We start from the raw sequence: 14,725 nt of genomic DNA on the forward strand, positions 1-14,725 counted from the left end.
GGCGCTCACTTCGTTCGCGCCTCGTTGCGAACGGGGAGCGGAGCGAGCGCACCCGACGAAGTAAAAACGTTTAGGCGACGTTGTAGCCCTTGTCGCGGAGGAAGTCCTCAACACGGCCGGTGTGGTTGCCCTGGAGTTCGATCGCGTCGTCCTCGATGGTGCCCCCGCAGGCGAACTTCGATTTGAGGTCCGAGGACAGACTGCTCATGTCCACGTCGCGTGGATCGAACCCTTCGATGATCGTTACTTCCTTCCCGTAGCGGCGCTCGTCGATGCGGATCGTGATCTGCTGGGATTCTCTGGCCACGTCTTCGCAGACGCAGAGCTCCTCCGGCAGCCCGCACGTCGAGCAGACTTCCGACATTACACCGGTCACTATGGTATCACCATATTAAATACTGTCGGGACCGCTCGCAGGCGCAGTCGTGAACGGTTACGATCGGCGGAACCGGCCGAGGATCGGTGTGCGCTCCCGGACGAGATCGGCGATCAGCTCGGCCGCCTCGTCGGCCTCGGCGTGAGTCGCCGAGCCCGCGTACCGAGCGTGCTCGAATAGCTCCCCGACGCGTGCGGCACGGTCGTCCGCTCCCACGGCGGCGAGATACTCGCGCGGTGTCTCGCCCGAGCGCCGCGCCCGATAGCGCTGTTCGAGCAGATATTCGAGGCGTTCGAACGCAGCCTCGACCTCGGCGGCCGGCGAGTCGTCGGGCAGATAGCGCAGCCAGAGCTCACGATACGTTCGCTCGGCGGCGTCACTCCGCCGCACACCCGCGGCGAGCCCCACGAATGCAACCAGCCCGAACGCCCACTGCTCGCGCGTCGGCGAGGGGAGGCTCGGTCCCGAGCCCGACGCGTTGCCGGGCGTGCCGTTCGTCGCCGCCGAAGCGCCGCTTTGGGCCACCGGTGGCGGAGTTATCGTTCCGTTCACGCTGGTGGCTCCGTCCTCGGCGAGTCCCTGCAATCCACGCTGTCCGTCAGCGGCGTCGGCAGCCTCGGAGTCGTTCTCCCCGCCGATCGGCGTCGCGGTCGGCGTCGGGGTCCACTCGCCCTCGGCCGAACCGCTGGTGTCGACGTTGGTTGCGTTGTTGGCGCGCGCGTCTTCGAGGGAGGTGTCCTCGGTTGCGGTCCGTGGGCCACCGGGCGTGGGATCGAACCGAACCCACCCCGTGTCGGGGAAGTAGACCTCGACCCACGCGTGACTGTCGAGTCCCCGGACGACCCACTCGTCCTCGGCAACGCGCTGACCCTCGGTGTACCCCGTCACGAACCGTGCTGGGATGTCCTGCGTGCGCAGCATCGTGACCATCGTGGTCGCGAAGTAGACGCAGTACCCCTGCTCCATCTCGAAGAGGAACGCGTCGGCGATGTTGCCGTCAGGCCGGCTGACGTTGAGCGAGTAGCCCTTCGTTCGTTCGAGCCAGCGTTCGACGGTCCGTGCGGTGTCGTAAGGGTTGTCGGCGTTCGCCGTGATCCGGTCGGTCCGGCGTTCGACCCGATCGGGCGTGCTCCCCGGGAGGTTGGTGTAGCGCTCCAGCAGGTCTTCGGAGTAGTTTTGTCCCGCCGTGCGGAGTTCGTCGGGCGTTGCGGTCGGCTGCTGGCTCACCACGGAGTAGCTGTCGCCCGATTCGAACGCGTTCCCGGGCTGGAGGCCGTCGAGGTTGGTCACACTCGCGTCGTCGGCCGGCTCGCCCGAGACCTGAGTCGGCTTCCACGCTGCGGGCATGACGCCGATCGAGGTTTCGGCCGTGAACGTCTGCTCGATCGTCGTGGTGTTCCCCGGCGGGCCGGCGATCGAGCCATCGTAGGGTCGGGTGTCGCCGGTTCGAACCCAGCTCCCGCCGGTGTAGCGGTCGTAGGCCGCTGCGCGCCAGTAGCTTCCGTTGTTGCTCTCGACGGTGAACCGCACCTCCGGCGAGAGCGAGATCGATCCCTGGATCCCGACCCGGTCGCCGGCCGCCAGCAGGCTGCCCTCGACGGTGCTTGCGCCACCAGCGCCGCCGCCAGAGGGAACCAGTGGGTCGGATGCGCCGCCGGGGACGATGCTCACGAGCGGCGCGAGCACGATCATTGCGGCGAGGACGATCACGAGCACCTCGGCGTGACCCGATCGACCCTCGTAGCGCTCGAGTTCGCCGAAGCCGACGACGCCTGCCGCCCCCGCAACGCCAGCGAGCACCACGAGAACGCCCGCATCGCTGGTCAGCACGAAGAAGCCGAGCGCCGCACCGCCGACGACCGCCGCGGCGACGTACCGTCGCCGGAGTGCGAAGTACCACGTCAGGAAGACCGGTGCGGGCGCGAACCCCGCAGCCCAGATCCCTGCCTCCGTGATCTGGAGGATCGAGAGCCCGGTCAGCAGCGCGAGCACGTCGGCGCGCACCGCGCCGAGCGATCGGAGCAGGAGTTCGCCGTTCGGCACCGCGAGGACGTAGCTCCAGAGACCGACCGCGAACAGTGCCGCCGCGATCACGAGCGCCAGCACGGCCGGCAGGAATCGCGCGAGCAGTGTCGCCGCGACGAGACTCGCGACCACGAACAACACGAGTCGATCGCTCCCGCCGGCCACGTCGGTCACGTGAAAACAGACGGTCAGAAACGAGGCGATGAGCAGCCCCGCCGCACCAAGGGCAAGCCCGCGCCGCAGTCCGCCGGCGAGCCACGTTCGGTCCGACAGGACGGATCGGGTACTCACGATCGACGCCCCCCGTCGGCGGCCGCGGGCGTCGGTCGCGCACCGGTCAGTCGGTCGAACGGCGTCTCGCGATCCGCGACGGTCACGTGGGTACCGCCCGCGTCAGCGAGCACGTGAATAGCGGCATCGGTCGACTCGACCCGACCTGGGCCGGCACGGGCGAGAGTTCGCAACACCCGCTCGCGCTGTGGGTCGCCGCCCGCCTGCTCGATCCGGCCACCGGGGTACACCAGTTCGACTGCGAAGCCGGCGTCGAGGAGGTGGGTGACGATGCTGGCCGCCGCCGTCGCCATCGCGTCGTCGTAGCCGGCAACCGCCTCGACGGCGACCGTGACCTCGCTCGCATCGGCCGCGCTGTCGAACTCCATCACCACGAGGTCGTCGCGCTTCGCGCTCGACTTCCAGTGGACGTCCCTGAGACTGTCGCCCGGGACGTACTCCCGGAGTTCGTCGAACGCCTCTCGGTCGTCGAACGGGTCGTGGCCGCCGAACGCGCTATCGACGCCGGTGAGTCGGTAACACTCCGGGTAGATGAGCAGCGGCGTCCGCTTGGCGTACGTGAACGTCTTCGTGAACAGCCCGAGAACGTCCGTCACCGTGAGCGTGAGCGGTCCCAATCGGTATTCGCCACGCTCCGCCAGTTCGATGTCGTATTCGAGGGTCGCCGGCAACGCCCGCTTCGCGGGCGAGAAGTCGGTCCGGAGCCCGTCGTCGACGACCTCCTCGATCCGCGCGGTCAGCGCGTCGTCGGCGTCAATGTCGACGCGGATAGTTCGTGATTCGCCGGGAAACCCCGCCGTCGGCTGGCGTCGATCGATCGTCGGCCGATCAGCGAGACGGAGCTGGATCGCGCCGGCAGCGAGCGCCACAACCCCAGGAACCACGACCGCGTTGAGCGAGCGTGCGCCGAACGTCGCAGCGAGCCAGACCGCGAGCACACACACGAAAGCGAGCACGATCGCCCGGCGAGTCGGTCTCATTCGACCCGGACCGACGACAGCGCCGCCCTGACCACGTCCGCACCTGTCCGGTCGGTTCCCGACGCCGGCCGAATCCGATGGGCGAGCGTCACCTCGGCCTCGTGCTGGATGTCGTCGGGGATCACGTACCCTCGACCGTCGAGCGCGGCCCGCGCCTGGGCCGCCCGGAGGAGCGAGAGCGAGCCACGTGGACTGACACCGAGTTCGGCCCGTTCGCGGGTGTGGTTGGCGAGTCGAGTGACGTACTGGCGGATCGGTCCCTCGACCGTGACCTCGCCGACCGTGGCGCGCGCACCCCGGAGCTGGTCGAGGGTCGCGACCGGTTCGAGACGATCGATCGGATGCGTTCCGACAGTTCTGTCGAGCATCGCCGACTCGGCGTCGGGCTCGGGATAGCCGAGTTCGAGGCGTTTCATGAACCGATCTACCTCGGCGACCGGGAGTTCGTAGGTGCGACCCCGTTCGATGGCGTTCTGCGTCGCGATAACGGTGAAGGGTTGCTCGAGCGCGTAGGTAGTGCCGTCGACGGTGACCTGGGTCTCCTCCATCGCTTCGAGGAGCGCGCTCTGGGTCTTTGGGGGCGCACGATTGATCTCGTCACCGAGCACTACGTTGGCGAAGATCGGGCCGGGCCGGAAGTCGAACTCCCGCGTCTTCTGGTTGAACACGTTGGTGCCAGTCACGTCCGAAGGGAGCAAATCGGGCGTGAACTGCACACGGGAAAAGGAGCTCTCGAACGAGCGCGCGATCGCGCGCGCGAGCATCGTTTTGCCGACACCGGGAACGTCCTCCAGCAGGACGTGCCCGCGCCCGAGTATCGCGGTCACGATGTGTTCGATCGCGTCGTGGCTGCCGACGATCACTCGTTCGGTGTTCTCGATGACGGTTCGGGCGAGGTCGCCGACCTCGTCGATCGACAGCTGCCGTTCGGTTTCTGGATGTGTCGTCTCGACTCGGCCGGACTCTGTGTCGGTGTTCGCATCCGTCATGGATTGTAGGCTAGCGTGGGTAACGGGCCGACATTGGGGACGCTCGCCGACTCGTTCTCGTGGCTGTTTCTGGGGCCGCACGCTTGTAACCTTACTGTTCGCATGTGACTGCCACACACCCCCGAGACAGATGGATTCACCGGACACTGGCGAACGCTGCTGGTCGAGTCCAGCGATGAAGACGGCACGCAGCCAACGGAGTCCGGAAAACCGATATAGCGGGTTCGATTACGTCCTGTTCGATGGGGCTCTCCGACGAGGCGACGGCGCGTCTCGAAGACGTGGTCGCACTCCAGCCGACGAAAAACGCCGAACTCGCCGAACGGTGGGGGATGGACGGCGGTAGCGAGGTCCACCAGTACCTCGAAAGCGAGCTGGCCGATCACTACTACCGCGACGAGAACAGTCTGATCCGCGCGACCGCCGACGCTGCGACGCTGGTCGGCGAAGAACCCAACGAGGACGGTCCACGAACCGTTCGCGTTCCCGCACTCCAACACCGGGCGTTCGGGGTCGTCGCCGACCACGACGAACGCGCCGAGAGCGTGGTCTCGGTGCTTCACAAGCTCCGCGACGATGCGGCCGATGTGGGCGGAAACGGGGGTACGACCGACGACGACGATCTCACTGCCGACGACGTGCGCTCGGCGTTGCGCGGCCTCGAACGTCGGGGCGTCGTCGAAGTGATCCAGCGGACGGTGCCGACCTTCCGGCTCGCGGTCGAACGCGACGCGGTGTCGATCGAGCCGATCGACGACGAGTGATTACTCCGGCAGTTCGGGCCGCCTACGGTCGCGTCTTCGCGCCAGCAATCGTTTCACGGCACTGCCTGGCCCGCCCTCGATCGGCCAGCCCGCAGCGCGCCAGTTCGGGGGTTCGGGCTCGAATTTCGGACAGGATCCCGCACACTCGGCCGCGGTCTGACGGCGCTCCTTCGCCGCACACCACGGCAGCACGTCCCGACTCCCGTCGCGTTTGTCGCGACGCAGTTCGAAGTGGCGGCAGTCGGGTCGCATCGTGTCGACATACGACCGCCAGCCGCGCTCGTAGGCGCGCTCGGCGATCGCGAGCCGTTTCCCACGTTTCCACACTGGGCTTGCGTACTCGAAGCGTGCAGCCGACCGGTCGTGAGCCCCACCCGTCGGCCGGTCGAGAATCCGCGTGCCCGGTTCGTCGACCGCGAGCGTTCGCGGGTGCCACGCGACGCTCGTATCGTCGCCAGCCGTGCCCTCACCGAGAACCAGCACGCCCGCTTCGACCGGGAAATCTTCGAGCAGGACGGGTTCGATGGAGTCGTCGGTCGCAGCGGTCGCGACCCAGACCTCGTCGGCGAGGCCGAGCGCGACGTCGTGCTCGATCTGGCCCGCGAGGGCGCGCGCGGCGCTCGCGGTGAGATCGGGTTTGTTCTCGATCGCGATCACGCGCTCGATCCAGTCGGGGTAGGCCCACTTTCGCCGGAGTTCGATCCGGTTGCCGCGCTGCCTGGTCTCGACGATCTCCCGATCGGCTGCACGGTGGACGGCCTCGCGGACGTACCGCCAAGGATAATCGGGCTCGGGGAGCGCGTCGCGGTACCACATCCACTCGGCGGGTGCGTGCCGAACGACGCCCAAGAGATCGGAATCGAGTCGGTCGGTGCCAAAGCGAGCGCGTGCCGCGAGTGCGTTGGCGTCGGTCTCGACGATCACGGTGTCCCACCGCCGGTGTTTCGTGCCGAGCTGGCGCGCCACGATCGCCGTGGTATCGGGGTCGTGCGTATCGCCCGGCGGCCAGTTGCGCTCGGCCCAGCCGCACACTCGGAGTTCGAACTCGAACTCGGTGTCGGCGCTCTCCGTCACGTCCGGGAGTCCGTCGTGTGGTGACTAAGCCGTTCGGTTCCTATGGTCCATCGTCGTCTGATTGCTTTGTTTCGGGTTGGTTTCATCGGTCGTCTGATTCGACGACGGAGTTCAGCACTTCGAGGACTGAGCCGACACAAATGAGGACCGCAACCACACGCCTCCTCATCCGACTCCTTCACTTCGTTCGCTTCGCTCACTCCGTTCAGTCATCCCTCGCGCGAGTCGCGCGTCTCCGACGCGCTCACGGGTCGCTTACGCTCCCCGTTCGCATCCGCGGCCCTCCCTTCGGTCGCGCCGCGCTCCGCTCCCGCGCGCCACCGCACCGAGACCAAAGGTTTTCCACTCGACAGACGAGCGGTCAGTACCCCTCGTCGTCGAGGAAGCGATGAGCCTCTCGAAAGATGTCGCGCGGGCCGTCTTGGGTGATCGTATTGATGGCTTGTTCGTAGTCGCGCCACTGGTGGTCACGGTGTTCGTGGGAGAGCTCGGCGCTCGCCTCCTCGGATTCGGCGATGAACAGGTGGACGGTCTTGTGAATCGTCTCGCCGCCCGCCTGGAACACGTAGCTGTACTCGCGGCGGAAGCCGTTGAGGAGCCGGAAATCGGTGATTCCGGCCTCTTCCTCGACCTCGCGGATCGCGGTCTGTTGGAGTTCTTCGCTCCCTTCGACGCCGCCTTTGGGGAACTCCCAGTCCCCGGGGCGACTCTTGAGGAGCAGGTACTCGCGGCGGCCCCTCGTATCCCGGAAGAGGATAGCCCCCGCGCTCGTCGCATCGACTGCCATTGCTTGCTATACACGGTCGGCGTTTAATTGGTTACTGCTTCGTCGCGCCGATGGAATCCTGCGGTGCTGCTCTTTGAGCGCTGGCGATCGAGCCGGGAGCGTCGAACAGGAACTGTGGGTTTTTACCCACGGACTGGCGAGTGGCGAGACACAACTGCCATGCCCTTCGTCACGAAACTCAGACTCACGAGCGGCGATCGGGGTGCGCTCGATCGGGTGGTCGACGACATCAAGACGACCGCCGCACGCAAGGGCGTGGAGTTCAACGGGCCCCATCCCGCTCCGCCCGCCGAGCGTCGCGTCCCCCAGTCGAAAGGTCTCTCAGCCTACGGTGGCCGCTTCGAGGACTGGACGTACACCGTCTACGCCCGTTCGATCGAGATCGTCGGTCACGACGAGTTCGCTCGATCGGTCGCGAGCGAGTTCCCCGCCGGAATCCACGCCGAAGTCGAGATCGAGAGAGTTCGATCCGCGGGGTCAGGCTGACGAAGACGGACAGCGTCGAGGGAGCGCCTCAGAGGACGTCCCGCTTTCGGAAGTAAAGTAGTCCGGCGACCGGCGCGAGGACCGTCCACACGAGCAGAACGACGGCAGCGAACCAGTAGGAGGTCGCGATCGAGTTCGCCGTCTCGCCTGCCGGGAAGAAACCGAAGCGCCCGCCAGGCGTCGAGATGAGCGGATGGCCACTCGACAGACAGCGACAGGCCGTCGACGGCGGTCACGTCGCCGTTACTGTTCAGTGAAGTTGTCTATCTCGATGATTGACATCGAGGTTGTCAGTGCCGCGATGGGTGCGAGCATAAGTCTTGTCCAAACTCGAACAGGGTTCGGGTAATCGAGGTTGCTTCGTCGATCGAAAAGCGGTCATCGATGCGCCCAACCGACAGTATAACGGTCCGGCGCGTGACCACGTCCCATGCAGCAGTCCACACACGACGACCTGATCCAGCTGCGCCGCGACCTCCATCGCCACCCCGAACCTGCGTGGCGCGAGTTCTACACCACATCTCGAATCGTCGAGGAGTGCGAACGGATCGGCGTCGACGAACTCCTCGTCGGCCCGGACGTGCTCGCCGACGGCGAGCGAAACGCGGTCCCGGACGACGACGAACTCCAACGCTGGCACGATCGCGCTCGCGAGGTCGGCGCTCGCGAGGACGTTCTGGAACGGACCGAAGGGGGCTACACCGGGGCCATCGCGATCCTCGACCGTGGCGACGGTCCCACTGTGGGACTCCGAGTCGACATCGACGGACTGCTCCGCGAGGAGGCCACCGACGACGACCACACACCAGTGCGAGAGGGATTTCGCTCGGAGACGGAGGGAATGCACGCCTGTGGCCACGACGCCCACGCAACTATCGGGATCGGAGTGCTCGAAGCGATCAAGGAGAGCGACTTCGCGGGCACCCTGAAGGTGTTCTTCCAGCCGGGCGAGGAGATGGTCGCGGGCGGCAAACCGATGGCGAAAGGTGGCCACCTCGACGACGTCGACGCCCTCCTCGCGGTTCACGTCGGGCTCGATCACCCCACCGGCGAGATCGTCGCCGGCGTCGGGGGCTTCCTGGCGGTTCACCATTTCCGTGCGGATTTCGCCGGAACGCCGGCCCACGCCGGTGGCAAGCCGAACGCAGGCGAGAACGCGGTCCAGGCGATGGCGACCGCCATCCAGAATCTCTACGCGATCCCACGCCACGAGGACGGCCCCACGCGAGTCAACGCCGGGATGGTCGGCGGCGGCACCGCGACCAACATCATCCCCGAGGCGGCGTTCATCGAGGGCGAGGTCCGGGGCGAAACAACCGAACTGATGGAGTACACCCGCGAGCGCGCCGAGCGCGTCCTCGATAACGCCGCCGGGATGCACGGCTGCTCGGTCGAGCTCTCGACGGTCGGCGAGGCTCCGAGCGCGACGAGCGACCAGGCACTCGTCGACATCGTGCTCGACGCGGCGACCGAGAACACCGACGTCGACACGCCGACCGAGCGCGACGACCTCGGCGGGAGCGAGGACGCAACCTACCTGATGCAACGTGTCCAGGAGCACGGCGGCCACGCGGCCTACGTCGGCGTCGGCACCGACCATCCTGGTGGTCATCACACCGCGACGTTCGACGTCGACGAGGAGTCGATCGCGATCGGTGTCGACGTGCTCACCGACTCGATTCTGGGGATCGACGATCAGGAGCAGTAGACACCCAACGAAGAGCTTCGATCTACGTTAGAAACACTCAAACACTCGGAATCGGCCGTATATGTCGGACAAAGTAAGATTCGAAGAGGCAAACGTCGTTCGCCGAGCAGCTGCTGTTACGGTAGATACAATCCTCCTTATTCTTGTTCTCTCAGTTTCTGCCGTGACAATGGATATGAACTCGACAGTTGTATTTGTCCTTTCCATCGGTATCAGTCAATTCGCTTACTTCTTTCTTTTCGAGGCTATGACTGGCAGGACGATAGGGAAAATGATGACAGGGATAGAAGTCCGTCGCGCGGACGGATCACGTATCGACGCGAGCAGTTCGTTCACGAGAAACGTTTGGCGGTTCGTCGACAGTATATTTTATTACACAGTAGGAATTCTCGCTATTTTAGAGTCGGATGAAAAGCAGCGAATCGGGGACAGGCGCGCTCGTACTATCGTAGTGAGACGATGACGGCTGTAGGGCAAGAACCGAGGTTCTGGCTGGAATAAGTAGCCACGAACTTGAACGGTGCCGTACGATTGCGGTCGCGGAAAGCGCCGGTAGCCCTACCGCGAGCGAGCGAAGTGAGCGAGCGGGAGTTTTTGATGAACGTTTTTACTGCGGGGGGTCGCGCGCCGCAGTAAAAACGTTCACTGGAAGGTCCGGCCGACCTCGCGGTCCTCGGCGGGTTCGCCGCTGTCGAAGCGGTCCTGGATCTCGTCGTAGCGCTCACGAGTCTCCTCGGTCACGCTTGCGGTGACCTCCGAGAGCGCGTGCTCGAAGTGGCTCTCGTCGATCCGGACGTTACCGACGCTGCCGTCGATGTCCTCGGGATCGACGCTCTCGATGAACTCCCGGGTCGCGGCCATCGCGGCCTCGCGGGTGACGGCCTCGATGTCAGCGCCGACGTAGCCCTTCGTCCGGCGGGCGAGATCGGCGAGGTCGATGTCGTCGGCGAGCGGTTTGTCCCGGGTGTGGACCTCGAAGATCGCTTCGCGGGCGTCCTCGTCGGGCACCGGGACGTGGACGTGGCGATCCAGCCGGCCGGGCCGGAGGAGCGCGCTGTCGATCAGGTCCGGCCGGTTGGAGGTCGCGATCACCACGACGTCCTCCAGCTCTTCGAGCCCGTCGAGCTCGGTCAGGAGCTGGGAGACGACGCGCTCGCCAACCCCGGAGTCGCCCATGTTGCGGCCGCGCTCGCCAGCGATCGAGTCGATCTCGTCGAAGAAGATCACCGTCGGAGCGTTCTCGCGCGCCTTGGAGAACACCTCGCGGACGCCTTTCTCCGACTCACCGACGAACTTGTTGAGGAGTTCGGGACCCTTGATCGAGATGAAGTTCGACTGGGCCTCGTTCGCGACTGCTTTGGCGAGCAGGGTCTTCCCGGTGCCTGGCGGCCCGTACATCATCACGCCCTTCGCGGCGTTCATGTCCATCGCCTCGAACACCTCGGGGTAGTCGAGCGGCCACTGGACGGTCTCGCGCAGGCGCTCTTTGGTGTCTTCGAGACCGCCGACGCTCTCCCATGTGACGTCAGGCACCTCGACGAAGACCTCCCGGAGCGCGCTCGGCTCGATGCCCTTGAGCGCGTTTTTGACGTCATCACGGGTGACCTGCATCGATTCGAGCACCTCGGCGTCGATCTCCTCCTCGTCGAGATCGAGTTCGGGCCGGATGCGCCGCAGCGCGTTCATCGCGGACTCCTTCGCGAGGCTCTCGATGTCCGAGCCGACGAACCCGTGGGTGTTCTCGGCGTACTGGTCGAGATCGATGTCGTCGGCCAGCGGCATCCCGCGGGTGTGGACCTGAAGGATCTCCTTGCGACCTTCCTTGTCGGGCACACCGATTTCGATTTCCCTGTCGAACCGGCCACCACGCCGGAGCGCGGGGTCGATCGCGTCGACGCGGTTGGTGGCGGCGATCACGGTGACCTGGCCGCGCTCTTCGAGCCCGTCCATCAGGCTGAGGAGCTGCGCCACGACCCGGCGCTCGACATCGCCGCTCGTGTCGTCGCGCTTGGGCGCGATCGAGTCGATCTCGTCGATGAACACGATCGCGGGCTCGTTCTCCTCGGCCTCGTCGAACATCTCGCGGAGCTGTTCCTCCGATTCGCCGTAGTACTTCGACATGATCTCCGGGCCGGAGATCGTCTCGAAGTGGGCGTCGATCTCGTTCGCGACCGCCTTCGCGATCAGCGTCTTGCCCGTTCCGGGCGGCCCGTGCAGGAGGACTCCCTTCGGCGGCTCGATCCCCAACTGCTGGAACAGTTCGGGGTGGCGCATCGGCAGTTCGATCATCTCACGGACCTGTTCGAGCTCGCGGTCGAGTCCGCCGATGTCCTCGTAGGTCACGGAGGGCGTCGTTGCACCGCTGCCGCCCCCCGCATCGGAGACGATCTCCTCGGCGGGCTTCTCGCTGATCGTGATCTCGGTGTTCTCTGCGACGATCACCGTTCCATCAGGGCTGGTGTCGGCGACCTTGAGCGGGATGCGCTGGCCCGACCCGCCCGAGAACGGTCCGAACCCGAGCGAGAACGGGATCGTCTGACCCTGGGTGATCGCCTGGCCCGAGAGTTTGTCACGAACGTACGGCCCGACGTTCCCCCGGATACGGAGGTTCTGGGGCAGCGCCACCGTGACCGACTGGGCAGGACTGACTTCGGCCTTCTCGACCGTCACGTTGTCGTCGATCCCGACTTGGGCCTCGCTGCGGAGCTGGCCGTCGACCCGGATCACGTCGCGGCCCTGATCGTCGGGGTAGCCCGGCCACACGCGCGCGATCGCACGCCCTTCGCCGCCGTCGATCACGATGTAGTCGCCGTTTTCGAGGTCGAGCTCGTCCATCGCGGCCCGATCGACCGCCGCGAGACCGCGGCCGGCGTCCTTCTGTTTCAGGGGTTTGACGGTGAGCTTCATCGTCCCACCTCGACGGTAAGCACGCCGTTGTTGATAGCGGCTTCGACGGTTCCCGATTCTGGCACTTCGAACTCGGCCTGATCGTCGTCGCTCACGAGCATCACCGTGCTCCCGGCGACGTCGACCGTCGCCTCGCCGAGTCCGACATCGACCGCGTACACCACCCGGTCGTCGTACTCGTACCGCCGGAGTCCGCCGGTGTCGCGCTCGTCGAACTGCTGGAGTTTCGGTGTCATCCTAACCCTTGGTTAGTGCTACTGGTATATAAGTCTATCTCTCGCAACCCCGGCACGTGGGTTGTTTCGAACTCTATCGCTGGTATTGTGGTTCAGGCTGAAGAGTGGAGTACCAGCGGCTAGGTTGTGAGAAGACATCACCGCAATCGTCCGTCGTCGACGGTCGATCCAAGCGCGCTTCCTGATGACTCGTTCTCGCCGACAGTATATGTGCGTCGCCGACGAACCCAGCGTATGGAAACCGTTACTCACAGCGGACGGACGACGGCCTACGAACAGGTGGGGAGCGATCGTGACGGTAAGCGGGCGCTGTACGTCCACGGCAGCGGGGCGGACAGGGAGATCTGGCGCGCCCAGTTGGACGAGGGCGCGCGGCCGGCGGTCGCGCTCGATCTGAGTGGTCATGGCGACTCCGCGGACGTCGACGCCGATCCGGGCTACGAGACGCTCTCGGCGTACGCCGACGACGTGCTCGCGGTCGCCGATGCGACCGACGCCGAGATCATCGTCGGCAACTCGCTCGGCGGCGCGATCTGTCAGCATCTCGCGCTCGAACGCGACGCGTCGCCCGCGGGTCTCGTGCTCGCCGGGACCGGCGCGAAACTCACCGTGATGGACGACTTGCGCGCGTGGCTCGACGAGGACTTCGATCGCGCTATCGAGTTCCTCCACGGCGAGAATCGACTGTTTCACGACACCGATCATCCGGCGGTCGAGACCTCGAAGGCCACAATGGCTGCGGTCGGCCAGGCGACCACTCGCCGGGACTTCGAGACCTGCCATCGGTTCGACGTCCGGGGGGAACTCGACGGGATCGATGTTCCGACGCTCGCGGTCTGTGGCGAGCACGACGGTCTAACGCCGCCGCGCTACCACGAGTACCTCGCGGAGAACGTGCCGAACGCGACTACCACCGTTCTCGCCGACGCCGCGCATCTCGCAATGATCGAGCGGCCGGCGGCGTTCGACGACACGATCGATGAGTTCGTTCGGGGAATCGAGGACGACACGCATCGATCCTGAGGAAAGACCTTTGTTCCCGCGCTCGGCTCATGGATCGTGAACGCGCCCGTCGATCTGCTGCGGCTGCTCGCGCTCCCCGTGCTCGGGTGGGCTGCCCACCGGGATCTGCGAACGCGCCGGGTGGCGAACCGGATGTGGCTGCCGCTCGTCGCCCTCGGCGGCGCGCTGCTCGCGTGGGAGGCATGGACGATATGGCAGGGCGGACTCGCCACCGAACGCCGCCTGTTCGTCGTCCGCGTCGCCGTCAGTGTGGGCGTGATCGCCCCGGTCGGCTACCTGTTCTGGTGGCTCGGCGCGTTCGGCGGTGCCGACGCGAAGGCACTCGCCGCGATCTGCCTGTGTTTTCCGACACCAGCCTCGTATCTTCTCCCAACCGCCCCGTCGCTCGTCCTCCCGCTCACAACCGCGAGCGGTGCGTTCGCCGTGACGATCCTCACGAACGCGGCACTCGTCGGCGCGGTCTACCCGCTCTCGCTCACCGTCCGGAACGCGCTCGCGGGCCGGATCACGACGACGATGGCCGTCGGCCGGCCGATTTCGTGGGAGGGGGTTCCGGCAACCCACGGCCGGTTGCTCGGGCGGGCGAACGGGCTCGACTCAGGTCTCGATCTCGACGCGCTCCGGATGTACCTCGCGTGGCGTAACACGAGTCTCGCCGCGCTCCGGGCCGCACCCGCCGAAGGACGCGATCCGGAGAGTCTACCGACGGAACCGAACGCGCCCGGCGACGGACGGGTCGACGCCGCCACCGACGGCAGGCCGCGACACGGAGACCGCCGAGCGACTGGACCGGCCCACGACACAGCGGCGGCCGATCGGGAGAACGTACAGAATCCGGCCGACCCGTGGGGTGCAGCGGCGTTTTGCGACGACGTGGGCGACGCCTACGGCGCGACCCCCACCAACCTCCGTGCGGCGCTCGACCACCTCACGACGGCGGAATCGGTGTGGATCTCGCCGGGGATCCCGTTTCTCGTCCCGCTGTTCGGCGGACTCTGTCTCGCACTGGTCTACGGCGATCTGCTCTACGCCGGGCTGGCGGCGCTCGGGATGATCTGAGTCCCCTCTCGCAGAATTCG

General features: G+C 66.2%; 14 protein-coding genes. 6 read left to right on the plus strand and 8 right to left on the minus strand.

Going from position 1 to position 14,725, the window contains the following annotated elements; genetic code table 11:
* Positions 1-70: 70 nt before the first annotated feature.
* The 4 genes from yciH to C449_RS11770 form a co-directional block, all read right to left on the minus strand.
* Positions 71-364 carry a stress response translation initiation inhibitor YciH gene (gene yciH / locus C449_RS11755; RefSeq protein WP_005045476.1) on the minus strand — a complete coding sequence of 98 codons (294 nt, stop codon included), beginning with the start codon at positions 362-364 and terminating at the stop codon, positions 71-73.
* Between the two features lie 69 nt (positions 365-433).
* A complete protein-coding gene (locus C449_RS11760) occupies positions 434-2,692 on the minus strand; it encodes a transglutaminase TgpA family protein (RefSeq protein WP_006078240.1) in 2,259 nt (752 codons plus the stop codon).
* Entirely contained in the window at positions 2,689-3,672 is a 984-nt protein-coding gene (locus C449_RS11765; RefSeq protein ID WP_006078241.1) for a DUF58 domain-containing protein, read from the minus strand. Before C449_RS11765 ends, C449_RS11760 begins: the two co-directional genes overlap by 4 nt.
* Complete coding sequence (locus C449_RS11770) at positions 3,669-4,661, minus strand: AAA family ATPase (protein ID WP_006078242.1); 993 nt, start codon at positions 4,659-4,661, stop codon at positions 3,669-3,671. Before C449_RS11770 ends, C449_RS11765 begins: the two co-directional genes overlap by 4 nt.
* 242 nt (positions 4,662-4,903) lie before the next feature.
* On the opposite strand from C449_RS11770, the gene C449_RS11775 reads away from it, so the two are divergent.
* Positions 4,904-5,425, plus strand: coding sequence for a DUF5797 family protein (locus tag C449_RS11775; RefSeq protein ID WP_006078243.1), 522 nt, complete (start codon positions 4,904-4,906; stop codon positions 5,423-5,425).
* Here the strand turns inward: C449_RS11775 and C449_RS11780 are convergent, their stop codons facing one another.
* Both C449_RS11780 and C449_RS11785 read right to left on the minus strand, forming a co-directional pair.
* Positions 5,426-6,499: a DUF5787 family protein gene (locus C449_RS11780; RefSeq protein ID WP_006078244.1), complete on the minus strand. Its 1,074-nt coding sequence runs from the start codon at positions 6,497-6,499 to the stop codon at positions 5,426-5,428.
* Positions 6,500-6,860: 361 nt separating this feature from the next.
* Positions 6,861-7,286, minus strand: a complete 426-nt coding sequence (locus C449_RS11785) for a bis(5'-nucleosyl)-tetraphosphatase (protein ID WP_006078245.1) — start codon at positions 7,284-7,286, stop codon at positions 6,861-6,863.
* Positions 7,287-7,445: 159 nt separating this feature from the next.
* Between C449_RS11785 and C449_RS11790 the strand changes: the two genes are divergently transcribed.
* The 3 genes from C449_RS11790 (at position 7,446) to C449_RS19010 (ending at position 9,943) form a co-directional block, all read left to right on the plus strand.
* A complete protein-coding gene (locus tag C449_RS11790; RefSeq protein WP_006078246.1) occupies positions 7,446-7,772 on the plus strand; it encodes an uS10/mL48 family ribosomal protein in 327 nt (108 codons plus the stop codon).
* Between the two features lie 430 nt (positions 7,773-8,202).
* The gene (locus tag C449_RS11795) at positions 8,203-9,480 is read left to right on the plus strand and encodes an amidohydrolase (RefSeq protein WP_006078247.1); all 1,278 of its coding nucleotides are present in this window, start codon (positions 8,203-8,205) and stop codon (positions 9,478-9,480) included.
* 61 nt (positions 9,481-9,541) lie between these two features.
* Positions 9,542-9,943, plus strand: a complete 402-nt coding sequence (locus C449_RS19010) for an RDD family protein (protein WP_006078248.1) — start codon at positions 9,542-9,544, stop codon at positions 9,941-9,943.
* 179 nt (positions 9,944-10,122) lie between these two features.
* On the opposite strand, the gene C449_RS11805 is transcribed toward C449_RS19010, so the two are convergent.
* Both C449_RS11805 and C449_RS11810 read right to left on the minus strand, forming a co-directional pair.
* Positions 10,123-12,387, minus strand: coding sequence for a CDC48 family AAA ATPase (locus C449_RS11805; RefSeq protein WP_006078249.1), 2,265 nt, complete (start codon positions 12,385-12,387; stop codon positions 10,123-10,125).
* On the minus strand, positions 12,384-12,623 hold the full coding sequence (locus C449_RS11810; protein ID WP_006078250.1) for a DUF7127 family protein: 240 nt from the start codon (positions 12,621-12,623) through the stop codon (positions 12,384-12,386). The genes C449_RS11805 and C449_RS11810 overlap by 4 nt, the downstream gene beginning before the upstream one ends.
* Before the next feature lie 234 nt (positions 12,624-12,857).
* Here C449_RS11810 and C449_RS11815 point away from each other — a divergent pair, with 234 nt between their 5' ends.
* On the plus strand, positions 12,858-13,646 hold the full coding sequence (locus C449_RS11815; RefSeq protein WP_006078251.1) for an alpha/beta fold hydrolase: 789 nt from the start codon (positions 12,858-12,860) through the stop codon (positions 13,644-13,646).
* Between the two features lie 36 nt (positions 13,647-13,682).
* Complete coding sequence (locus tag C449_RS11820; protein ID WP_006078252.1) at positions 13,683-14,705, plus strand: A24 family peptidase; 1,023 nt, start codon at positions 13,683-13,685, stop codon at positions 14,703-14,705.
* Positions 14,706-14,725 lie beyond the last annotated feature (20 nt).

Source organism: Halococcus saccharolyticus DSM 5350 (genome assembly GCF_000336915.1).
Classification (GTDB): Archaea; Halobacteriota; Halobacteria; order Halobacteriales; family Halococcaceae; genus Halococcus; species Halococcus saccharolyticus.

What these genes read in the sequence shown, in the direction of transcription:
- yciH (WP_005045476.1), bottom strand. Translation starts at nt 364, where the DNA reads ATGTCGGAAGTCTGCTCGACGTGCGGGCTGCCGGAGGAGCTCTGCGTC.
- C449_RS11765 (WP_006078241.1), bottom strand. Translation starts at nt 3,672, where the DNA reads ATGAGACCGACTCGCCGGGCGATCGTGCTCGCTTTCGTGTGTGTGCTC.
- C449_RS11770 (WP_006078242.1), bottom strand. Translation starts at nt 4,661, where the DNA reads ATGACGGATGCGAACACCGACACAGAGTCCGGCCGAGTCGAGACGACA.
- C449_RS11775 (WP_006078243.1), top strand. Translation starts at nt 4,904, where the DNA reads ATGGGGCTCTCCGACGAGGCGACGGCGCGTCTCGAAGACGTGGTCGCA.
- C449_RS11785 (WP_006078245.1), bottom strand. Translation starts at nt 7,286, where the DNA reads ATGGCAGTCGATGCGACGAGCGCGGGGGCTATCCTCTTCCGGGATACG.
- C449_RS11790 (WP_006078246.1), top strand. Translation starts at nt 7,446, where the DNA reads ATGCCCTTCGTCACGAAACTCAGACTCACGAGCGGCGATCGGGGTGCG.
- C449_RS11795 (WP_006078247.1), top strand. Translation starts at nt 8,203, where the DNA reads ATGCAGCAGTCCACACACGACGACCTGATCCAGCTGCGCCGCGACCTC.
- C449_RS19010 (WP_006078248.1), top strand. Translation starts at nt 9,542, where the DNA reads ATGTCGGACAAAGTAAGATTCGAAGAGGCAAACGTCGTTCGCCGAGCA.
- C449_RS11805 (WP_006078249.1), bottom strand. Translation starts at nt 12,387, where the DNA reads ATGAAGCTCACCGTCAAACCCCTGAAACAGAAGGACGCCGGCCGCGGT.
- C449_RS11810 (WP_006078250.1), bottom strand. Translation starts at nt 12,623, where the DNA reads ATGACACCGAAACTCCAGCAGTTCGACGAGCGCGACACCGGCGGACTC.
- C449_RS11815 (WP_006078251.1), top strand. Translation starts at nt 12,858, where the DNA reads ATGGAAACCGTTACTCACAGCGGACGGACGACGGCCTACGAACAGGTG.